We start from the raw sequence: 8911 nt of genomic DNA, 5'->3' as shown, positions 1-8911 counted from the left end.
AACCAGCGGACCGTCGCCAAACGCATGGGCCGGCCCCAGATCATCGGCACGACGAAACTCGGCGTAGTCCGGCCTCAAGCCCGCAGCAGAAAGCTGACGAGCGACAGCGATCTCGATGTCTGCCAGGGTCTCAATGCCTTCACGAGCCTGGGAGCACATCGTTGTCAGGGAGGCGTGGATGATGCCGGCGATTTCCCGTTGCTGCGCATCCAGATACTGGTTTCGTGAGCTCATTGCCAGACCATTGGCTTCCCGGATGATCGGCGCGCCGACGATCTCGATCGCGAAACCCAGATCCTTGACCATTCGCCTGATCACCATGAGCTGCTGGTAGTCCTTGCGCCCGAACACGGCCATGTCGGGCTGGACCAGGTTGAACAAGCGAGCCACGACCGAGGCAACCCCGTCAAAATGACCCGGCCTCTCTCCACCTTCCAGGATGTCGCCGAGCTCCGGTACACAGACCTTCGCAGCGCCATCGATCCCGAATGGATAGATGGTTTCCGGATCCGGAAGAAACAAGACGTCGCAGCCATGCTCGAACAGTCCGCGCTCGTCCTGCTCCGGTGTCCGCGGGTATTGCGCGAAGTCCTCGCCGGCACCGAACTGGGTCGGATTGACGAAGATGCTGGCGACGATCAGGTCGGCGTCCTCGCGCGCCCTCGCCAGTAGCGAGTAGTGGCCCGCATGCAGGTTGCCCATGGTTGGAACGAATCCGATGCGCTTTCCGAGTCGGCGCTGTTCGCCAATGAGTTCACGGAGTGCGCCGATGGTTTTGATGACTTGCATGGTTTACCCGGGAGATATTGGAACTATGCCGATCAAGGCGAGAGTTTGGCTGCGTGAGCGCAGATTCTCTACGGTTTGCAGGGCATGTGGCTAGACGGGGCAAGAAGCGGTGCGAATACGAACCGCTGAGGCGTCATCGCCTGGTCTGGCAAGGTCATGCTGGCTGCTAGTAGGTGTGCTCGGCCGCTGGAAATTCCGATCTCCGCACGGCTTCGACGTAGGCGGTCAGTGCGGCGTCGATCGAATCATGGCCACGCATGAAGTCCTTGCTGAATCGGGGTCGCCTGCCCGGAGTTATTCCGAGCATGTCGTACAGCACGAGTACCTGGCCGTCGCAGTCCACGCCTGCGCCAATGCCAATCGTTGGAATCGGGATTTCTCGCGTGATTTTCGCAGCCAGTTCGGCCGGGACGCATTCCAGTACAAGCAGGTCGGCACCAGCCTCTGCGAGCGCAGCCGCCTCGCCGAGCAGACGTGCCGCATCTGCTGGCTGCTTGCCTTGCACGCGATAGCCACCCAGCTTGTGCACGGACTGCGGGGTAAGGCCAATGTGGGCACAAACGGGAACATCACGCTCGGCAAGGGCGCGGACGATCGAAGTCACCCATTCGCCACCTTCCAGCTTGACCATTGCCGCGCCGCCTTCTGCCAGCAATCGCGTAGCCGTGGCCAACGCAGTGGGCACATCCCGATAGCTCATGAACGGCATGTCCGCGATCAACAACGGCGCGCGCAAACCACGCGCGACCGCAGCGGAGTGGTAGACCATATGTTCAAGGGTTACCGGGAGTGTGCTGGAAAGCCCCTGCACGACCATGCCAAGCGAATCCCCGACCAGGACCACATCAACACCGGTGGAGTCGAGATGGACGGCAAAACTCGCGTCGTAACAGGTCAAGGCGACAATCTTGTCGCCAGCCGATTTGCGCTGTTTGAGCACGGGAACCGTGATGGCCGCGCGTTCTGGCATGTTTGCTGGATTTGCGTACATGGTCTGCCGTTCTGAATGGCTGGAAGCATCAAGCCCGACATCCTAACCCGAGCCAGAAGCCTGGGCGGTGGAAACTTCGAATCGCAATCCGGGGAATTCGCCGCTGGCAAGGTCGAGCACGGCGCAAGTGCGGCAGTTTCACGCGAATCCGGCGAACCTCGCTGTACGCCGAGGAAGTTGCAGTCGTGGCCCGAGGATTTCTCCCACGCGGAATTCCAGTTCTCGGGATCAGCCCTCGTCGAGTGCTAGCCGCAGGCAACTGCCGGAATCGACCATTGCCACTGCATCGGCGATGGGTCCGTGCCCGGGAACGATCAGATCAGGCCGCAATTCCGCCAGTGGCAAGACCACGAACGAGCGCTCGAACAATCGCGGGTGAGGCACTTCAATCCCGTCCTGGCGAATCTGCTGCATGCCATAAATCAGAAGATCGAGGTCGATGATGCGTGGCCCCCAGCGTGTCGAATCCCGCTGGCGCCCCGCCTTTCGCTCCACCGCCAACAATTCTTCCAGCAGCATGACCGGATCCAGTCGTGTCTCCAGTTCGGCAACGGCATTGAGAAAATCCGGTTGCTCGAGGATCCCCCAAGGCTTGCTGCGGTAAAAGCTTGATTGACGCAAGACGCGTGTTTCGTCGATGTCATCCAGTGCCTCAAGGGCACTCGCAAGCTGCTGGCGCGGTTCGCCCAGATTGCTGCCCAACCCGACATACGCAAGGACCGCACTCACTCGCCAGGATTCTCCGCGTCGGGCGCAGACACGACATCGGTATCCGTGCTTGATCGCTTGCGGCGGCGAGAACGCTTGCGCTTCTTGGCGGGCTCACCTTCAACTCGTCGTGGCGGAGATGTCTGCAGTTGCTCCGACAGTTGCTGCGCATCCAGTTCCTGGGCGTTGGTCCACCATTCCACCTGTTCACGCAACTCCGGCTCATCGTGGGCCCGGATAGCCAGGAAATCGTAAGCAGCGCGAAACTTGGGGTGCGCTAGCAGACGAAGCACGCGCTTCTTCTGGCGTTGCTCAAACCGCGACTGCAGCGACCATATTTCTTCCATCGCCATGACGAATCTTTTCGGAATGGCTACGCGGACCGCCTGCTGATGCACGACGCGATCAACAGCCACCTGCCAAGCCACGTTCGGATCGTTGCCATCTTCCACAAGTCGCTCGGCAAGGCTTCGAACCGGCTCCCATAGCATTGCCGCGAAAAGAAAGGCAGGCGTGACCGGCTTGTCGCTGCGTATGCGTTCGTCGGTGCTGGTGAACGTATAGCCCAGAAGTCGACCGAACTCCGCACTGCGAGGACCAGCAAGGGCCTTGGCCGTGGCCGGAAAGATTTCGCCGAGCAGGCCAAGGTTGTGAAGCCGGCGCAAACTTTCCAGGCCATGGCCGGAAAGAAACAGCTTGAGAGATTCATCAAACAGTCGAGCGGGAGCCACATCGGCGAGCAGGCCAGCAAGTCCGGCGATCGGCGCTTCGGTCTCTTCGGCCAAGCTGAAATTGAGCTTGGCTGCAAGTCGTGCGGCGCGCAGCATGCGAACCGGATCTTCCCGGTAGCGCAGCTCGGGATCTCCGATCAGTCGCATCGTCCTGTGCTGCAGATCGGCGATGCCGCCGACGTAGTCGCGGACGCTGAAATCTGCAATGTCGTAGTAGAGGGCGTTGACGGTGAAATCGCGCCGTATCGCGTCTTCCTCGATACTGCCGTAGACGTTGTCGCGGACGATTCGCCCGTCGACAACGTGACGGTCACTGTTGCCCGCTTCACCGATGCCACGAAATGTCGCAACCTCCACGATCTCTCGCCCGAACACGACATGGGCAAGTCGGAATCGACGGCCAATCAGTCGACAGTTGCGAAAAAGCGCTCGCGTCTGTTCCGGAGTCGCGTCGGTCGCAATGTCGAAATCCTTGGGATGCTCGCCGAGCAGCAGGTCTCGAACCGCACCACCCACCAGGAAAGCCTTGTATCCGGCCTCGTGCAGGCGATAGAGGACGCGCAGCGCTCCGTTGGAAATGTTCTTGCGTGAGATGCCATGTTCGGCCCGCGGAATGATGCGCGGCACAAGGTTTTTCAAGCTGGAATCTGTCTCAGCCGCAGACGATGCGATCTGGTTCATTCCGTGGTCACGTTCAAGTTCAATGGCGTCGCCGGGCAATTGTAGGTAGTTAGGAAATGGTTATACTACGCGCCCCGTGCGGTTGTCCCAAACACCGCTCCCTTCGTCTAGTGGTCCAGGACACCGCCCTCTCAAGGCGGGAACACGAGTTCGAACCTCGTAGGGAGCGCCACACCGGTCTTGCCACGGGGTACCGGAAACCAGGAAGCGGCCATACCGGACCGCGATCTCAGACCTAGCGACCTCATCCATGCCTTTCGTTGTCATCGAGAACTGCATCAAGTGCAAGTACACAGACTGTGTCGAGGTCTGTCCGGTCGATTGCTTCCACGAAGGTCCGAATTTCCTCGTCATCGATCCTGAAGAATGCATCGACTGCACGCTCTGCGAGCCGGAATGCCCGATAACGGCAATCTACCCGGAAGATGATGTTCCGGCAGGACAGGAAGCCTTCATCCAGCTCAATGCCGATCTCTCGAAGATCTGGCCGGTACTGACTGAACGCAAGGACGCCCCCGAGGACGCCAAGGAATGGGAAGGCAAACCGGACAAACTGCCCTTGCTCGAGCGCTGACGCCGAGCGGCTATCCGTTGCGGCTCGTTGCAGGCGCGAAACCGGCCTGCGTTCCTGATCAGCTCAGGCGTTGACCAAGGGTTGCCAGGATATTGCGCGCAGCGCTGGTCGCAGCTTCCGAAGTTGCACCTTCCACGGTCACCCTGCTTTCGCTGCCGGTGCCACTGACCCTGATGCGCAGACGAACCGGTGTCAGGACCTTCTTGTCATCGGCCATGCCGAGCGTGACAGTCTTTTTCAGCCAGCCGGGAGACTTTGTCGTACTTCCGTTGGTCAGGACCTCGTAGGTCCGCGTCTTTTCGTCGCGCTTTTCAATCGTGGCCACACCTGAACGCTCCAGTGCCAGACCCACCCGATTCCACGTACTGGCTGGCGTGTCGGCAACGGTCATGCCCTCCCCACCCAGGCTCGGAGCTGCCGTGATTGGCGGGGCGGCCTGATCGGAGATGGATGCGACGGGAACGCTGGTATCAGCAGCTGCCGGAGCCGCAGTGGGGCTTGGCTCCGGAATGACCAGGGTTCCGGTCCTGTTGGGCGCATCCAGATCCGGGGGAACTTCCAGCGGCTTGGACTGTGCGCCGACCTTGTAGACCTCGCTCTTGCTGCCAAATTTTGATCGCATGTAGCCGCATCCGCTCAACATGGTGAGCGCGACGAGGAGGCCAAGCAGAAAGGTCAGGTTTCGTTTCACATTCATGATTCCGTTGTCTATTTTCGGCTCATTCACGGGATGAATGAGCCATTTCCAGGCCCAGCTCGGCAAGCACGCGGCCACCCTGCGCATGATACGCCTCAGCTAGCGAAAGCAGCGGAAGACGAAGGGTATCGGATCCGAAACCCATGCGGTGCAAGCACCACTTGGCCGGAATCGGGTTGGGTTCGACTCCGAGCAGATCATACAGATCGTGGAGGCGCTTGTCGGCTTGCGTCAGTGCATCGTCGGCGCCTTCCGCAGCCAGCATGCAAAGTGCCTGCATCTGCGCCGGAGCGACGTTGGCAGCAACCGAAATGACACCGTCGGCCCCCATGCGGATCGAGCGCGCAGCGCTGGGATCATCGCCCGAAAAAATGGAGAACTCGCTTGATCCGAGGGCCAGTAGCGCCTGAATACGCTCTTGTTCAGGCCGGGCTTCCTTGATACCGACCACGCCTGATTGGGAATGAAGCCTGGCCACTGTTTCCGGCAAGAGGTCGCACGCAGTGCGCGTTGGCACGTTGTAGAGCATTACAGGCAAACCACCATGAGCAGCCACTTCACCGAAATGACGATAAAGGCCTTCCTGTGTCGGCCGCACATAGGCCGGGGCGACAACCAGGGCAATGTCGGCACCTGCACGTAACGCCAGCCTGGTTTGAGCAATGGTCTTGCGCGTCGACTGCAACCCGGTCCCGGCCAGCAATGGAACGCGACCGGCCACGGCATGTGCCGCAAATTCAACAAGTTCGAAGAACTCTTCCGGCTCGAGTGCCGCCCCTTCGCCTGTTGAACCGGCAACGACGAGGCCGCGCGTACCCGCACCGATCTGGAATTCGATGAGGCGGCCAAATGCGTCTAAATCAAGCGCCTCATTGGCCCCATGAAATGGCGTGGCCAGAGCGCAGATGCTTCCGGAAAGATTCAAGGCGTAGGGTGCAAGCGCGTGCGAATCCTCGGATGTTAGGGTCAAGCGCCATGGAAGTCCATCCGTCTTCCCGTTCAGCACTGACGGCTGCGGGCCACGTTCCTGCTTCCCTTGCTAGCCCACGAGGTGGCCAGTATGCTGCCAGTGCAGTTACCCTGATGGCGCCCACCAAGCAGTGAAGCAGGCAGGAAAGCAGATCTTGAGCGATCGCGCGCCACGTCCTACCGCGAACGACAATCACTTGTTGATCAGCGTGTTCGCCAATCTCGAGCACTCGCCGTTGTTCGCGCTGTGCAAGCGCGTCACCGACTGTGGCTGCAATGTCGCTGAATCTCGCGTCGCCGCTCTGGGATCCGAGCTCAGTATCCAGGTTCTGGCCCAGGGCTCCTGGGATGCCATCGCCAAGCTCGAGAATGCGCTCGCAAAGCTCGATCGCGATGGCGAGTTGCGCCTGACCCACTTTCGCACCAGCGCAAAGCCGCAACAAGTCACGTTCCTGCCATACGTGGTGGAAGTGATCGCCGCGGACAAACCCGGGATTCTGTTCCAGCTGGCTGAATTCTTCGCCAACCACAACATCAGCATCGAGCAGTTGCATTCGACCCGCTATCGCGCCATGCAGACCGGCGCCGACATGTTCTCCGCCCAGATCACGATTGGAATCCCCAACTCCATGCACCTGGCCGCACTGCGGGACGACTTCCTCGAATTCTGCGACGGCCTGAACCTCGATGCCATCATGGATCCCATGAAATTCTAAAAGGAGCTCATCGACCGCACATGAGTGACAAGACAGCGATCAAGATGGACAAGAAAGTCCCCGCCCTCAAGGGCCTGACCGACGAGGGCGACAAGCTCGAACTGAAATCATTGCGCGGGAAATGGCTGGTGGTCTATTTCTATCCGCGCGATGCGACGCCCGGCTGCACGACCGAGGCACGCGACTTCGCAGCCCTGCACAAGAAATTCTCGAAACTGAACTGCGAAATCCTGGGTGTCTCGCGCGACTCCATTGCATCGCACGCACGTTTCCGTGAAAAACAGGAGCTTCCATTTCAATTGATCGCCGATGTGGATGAAACCTGGTGCAAGGCTTTCGACGTGATCCACGAAAAGGTCCTGTATGGCAAGCGTCATCTCGGCATCGTCCGCAGCACCTTCCTCATCGATCCGGATGGCGTGTTGCGCGTCGAATGGCGCGGGGTCAAGGTTCCTGGTCACGCGGCGGCTGTGCTGGAGCGGCTGGCTGCCGGGTGACATGCTCTGCACCAAGGGCTTCATCGATCCCAACGCGTCGTCACCGACGCGATTCTCCTCCTACCCTTATTGAGGCTCGTGCATGACTCGAGGCAAACGCATTTACGTACTCGACACCAATGTGTTGATGCATGACCCGACGTCGTTGTTTCGCTTCGAAGAACACGACGTGTTCATACCCATGACCGTACTGGAAGAGCTGGACGCTGCGAAAAAGGGGCAGTCGGAAGTCTCACGCAACGCACGGCAGGTCAGTCGCTTCATCAACGAGCTGATCGAGAATGACAGCAGTCGCAAAATCGCCGACGGCCTCGACCTGCGCCTGCCACAGGGCCTGCGCCTGGACCGGAACCCGAAAATTGGCCGACTCCACTTCCAGACCCTGGCGTCCGAGAATGGAACGGGCAAAAGACGCGGACTGCCGGACAACCTGATACTTGCGTCGATTGTTGCGCTCTGTGAAGCGCATCCGGAAGTCCCGGTGGTCCTGGTCACCAAGGACATCAACCTGCGCATCAAGGCTTCGATCGCGGGCATAACTGCCGAAGACTACGAGAATGACCGCGCTCTCGATGATTTCAGCCTGCTCTACGCTGGTCACAATGAGCTGCCGGCAGATTTCTGGGATCGGCACGCTGACCTGAGATCCTGGTCTGAGCGAGGTCACACTTTCTACGAAGTGAGCATGACCAAGGACGAAGACTGGCATCCACACCAGTTCCTTTATCTGCCGGGCGACAACGAGATCGAACTGCGCGTGCTTGGCATCAACAACGGCAAGGCCGTGTTGCAGATCGTCGATGATTACTTCCATGGTTCGCACACCATCTGGGGCATTCAGGCGCGCAACCGGGAGCAGAACTTCGCGCTGAACGCACTGATGGATCCCGAGGTGGATTTCGTCAGCCTGCTGGGTACGGCGGGTACCGGCAAGACCTTGCTTGCTCTGGCAGCCGGCCTGGCACAAGTGATGGATCAGCAACGCTACCGGGAAATCATCATGACCCGCGCCACGGTCTCTGTCGGCGAAGACATCGGCTTCCTGCCCGGAACGGAAGAGGAAAAAATGACGCCCTGGATGGGAGCACTGACCGACAACCTGGAAGTGCTCACATCTCCGCAGGAAGGCGGCGCATGGGGCCGCGCGGCAACCAACGACCTGCTTGCTTCGCGGATAAAAATCCGCGCAATGAATTTCATGCGCGGGCGCACCTTCCTCAATCGCTATGTAATCGTCGATGAGGCGCAAAACCTGACCCCGAAGCAGATGAAAACGCTGATCACGCGCGCCGGTCCGGGGACCAAGATCGTCTGCCTGGGCAATGTGGAGCAGATCGACACGCCATACCTGACCGAAACAACCTCGGGATTGACCTATGCCGTAGACAGGTTCAAGAACTGGGAGCACTCCGCACACCTGACATTGCGTCGCGGGGAGCGCTCAAGGCTGGCCGACATCGCCTCTGAAGTGCTTTAGAACGTGCGGGAAGGATCATGCAGGCGTCGCCATCGACGCCTGCATGACTGCGCAAGTTGAAAGAAGAGTGACCCCGAGTTC

At 59.7% G+C, this 8911-nt stretch carries 11 protein-coding genes and 1 tRNA gene; 6 read left to right on the top strand and 6 right to left on the bottom strand.

Annotation, left to right across the window (positions count from 1 at the left end):
• On the bottom strand, window positions 1–789 hold a 789-nt coding region (panC, locus tag WBP53_RS00340; protein WP_423924787.1), incomplete at its 3' end, for a pantoate--beta-alanine ligase.
• 166 nt (window positions 790–955) lie between these two features.
• Window positions 956–1780: a 3-methyl-2-oxobutanoate hydroxymethyltransferase gene (panB, locus tag WBP53_RS00335; RefSeq protein WP_423924785.1), complete on the bottom strand. Its 825-nt coding sequence runs from the start codon at window positions 1778–1780 to the stop codon at window positions 956–958.
• A 15-nt stretch (window positions 1781–1795) separates the two neighbouring features.
• Here panB and WBP53_RS00330 point away from each other — a divergent pair, with 15 nt between their 5' ends.
• A complete protein-coding gene (locus WBP53_RS00330; protein ID WP_423924783.1) occupies window positions 1796–2029 on the top strand; it encodes a hypothetical protein in 234 nt (77 codons plus the stop codon).
• On the opposite strand, the gene folK is transcribed toward WBP53_RS00330, so the two are convergent.
• Together folK and pcnB are read right to left on the bottom strand one after the other, a co-directional pair.
• Window positions 2009–2509, bottom strand: coding sequence for a 2-amino-4-hydroxy-6-hydroxymethyldihydropteridine diphosphokinase (gene folK, locus WBP53_RS00325; protein ID WP_423924781.1), 501 nt, complete (start codon window positions 2507–2509; stop codon window positions 2009–2011). The genes WBP53_RS00330 and folK overlap by 21 nt on opposite strands.
• The gene (pcnB, locus tag WBP53_RS00320) at window positions 2506–3900 is read right to left on the bottom strand and encodes a polynucleotide adenylyltransferase PcnB (protein ID WP_423924779.1); all 1395 of its coding nucleotides are present in this window, start codon (window positions 3898–3900) and stop codon (window positions 2506–2508) included. Before pcnB ends, folK begins: the two co-directional genes overlap by 4 nt.
• Window positions 3901–3996: 96 nt before the next feature.
• On the opposite strand from pcnB, the gene WBP53_RS00315 reads away from it, so the two are divergent.
• Window positions 3997–4072, top strand: a tRNA-Glu gene (locus WBP53_RS00315).
• A 78-nt stretch (window positions 4073–4150) separates the two neighbouring features.
• On the top strand, window positions 4151–4474 hold the full coding sequence (gene fdxA, locus WBP53_RS00310) for a ferredoxin FdxA (RefSeq protein WP_423924777.1): 324 nt from the start codon (window positions 4151–4153) through the stop codon (window positions 4472–4474).
• A 58-nt stretch (window positions 4475–4532) separates the two neighbouring features.
• Here the strand turns inward: fdxA and WBP53_RS00305 are convergent, their stop codons facing one another.
• A complete protein-coding gene (locus WBP53_RS00305) occupies window positions 4533–5171 on the bottom strand; it encodes a hypothetical protein (RefSeq protein ID WP_423924775.1) in 639 nt (212 codons plus the stop codon).
• A gap of 22 nt (window positions 5172–5193) precedes the next feature.
• Window positions 5194–6096, bottom strand: a complete 903-nt coding sequence (gene dapA, locus WBP53_RS00300; RefSeq protein WP_423924789.1) for a 4-hydroxy-tetrahydrodipicolinate synthase — start codon at window positions 6094–6096, stop codon at window positions 5194–5196.
• 199 nt (window positions 6097–6295) lie between these two features.
• On the opposite strand from dapA, the gene WBP53_RS00295 reads away from it, so the two are divergent.
• The 3 genes from WBP53_RS00295 (at window position 6296) to WBP53_RS00285 (ending at window position 8830) form a co-directional block, all read left to right on the top strand.
• Window positions 6296–6856 carry a glycine cleavage system protein R gene (locus tag WBP53_RS00295; RefSeq protein ID WP_371280977.1) on the top strand — a complete coding sequence of 187 codons (561 nt, stop codon included), beginning with the start codon at window positions 6296–6298 and terminating at the stop codon, window positions 6854–6856.
• A gap of 20 nt (window positions 6857–6876) precedes the next feature.
• Window positions 6877–7353, top strand: coding sequence for a peroxiredoxin (locus WBP53_RS00290; protein WP_423924773.1), 477 nt, complete (start codon window positions 6877–6879; stop codon window positions 7351–7353).
• 82 nt (window positions 7354–7435) lie between these two features.
• Window positions 7436–8830, top strand: coding sequence for a PhoH family protein (locus WBP53_RS00285; RefSeq protein WP_423924771.1), 1395 nt, complete (start codon window positions 7436–7438; stop codon window positions 8828–8830).
• Window positions 8831–8911: the final 81 nt, after the last annotated feature.

This window comes from Dokdonella sp., assembly GCF_049593775.1.
GTDB lineage: Bacteria > Pseudomonadota > Gammaproteobacteria > Xanthomonadales > Rhodanobacteraceae > Dokdonella.
The sequence above is the reverse complement of the archived record's forward strand: the minus strand, read 5'-3'. Positions and strand labels throughout refer to the sequence as shown.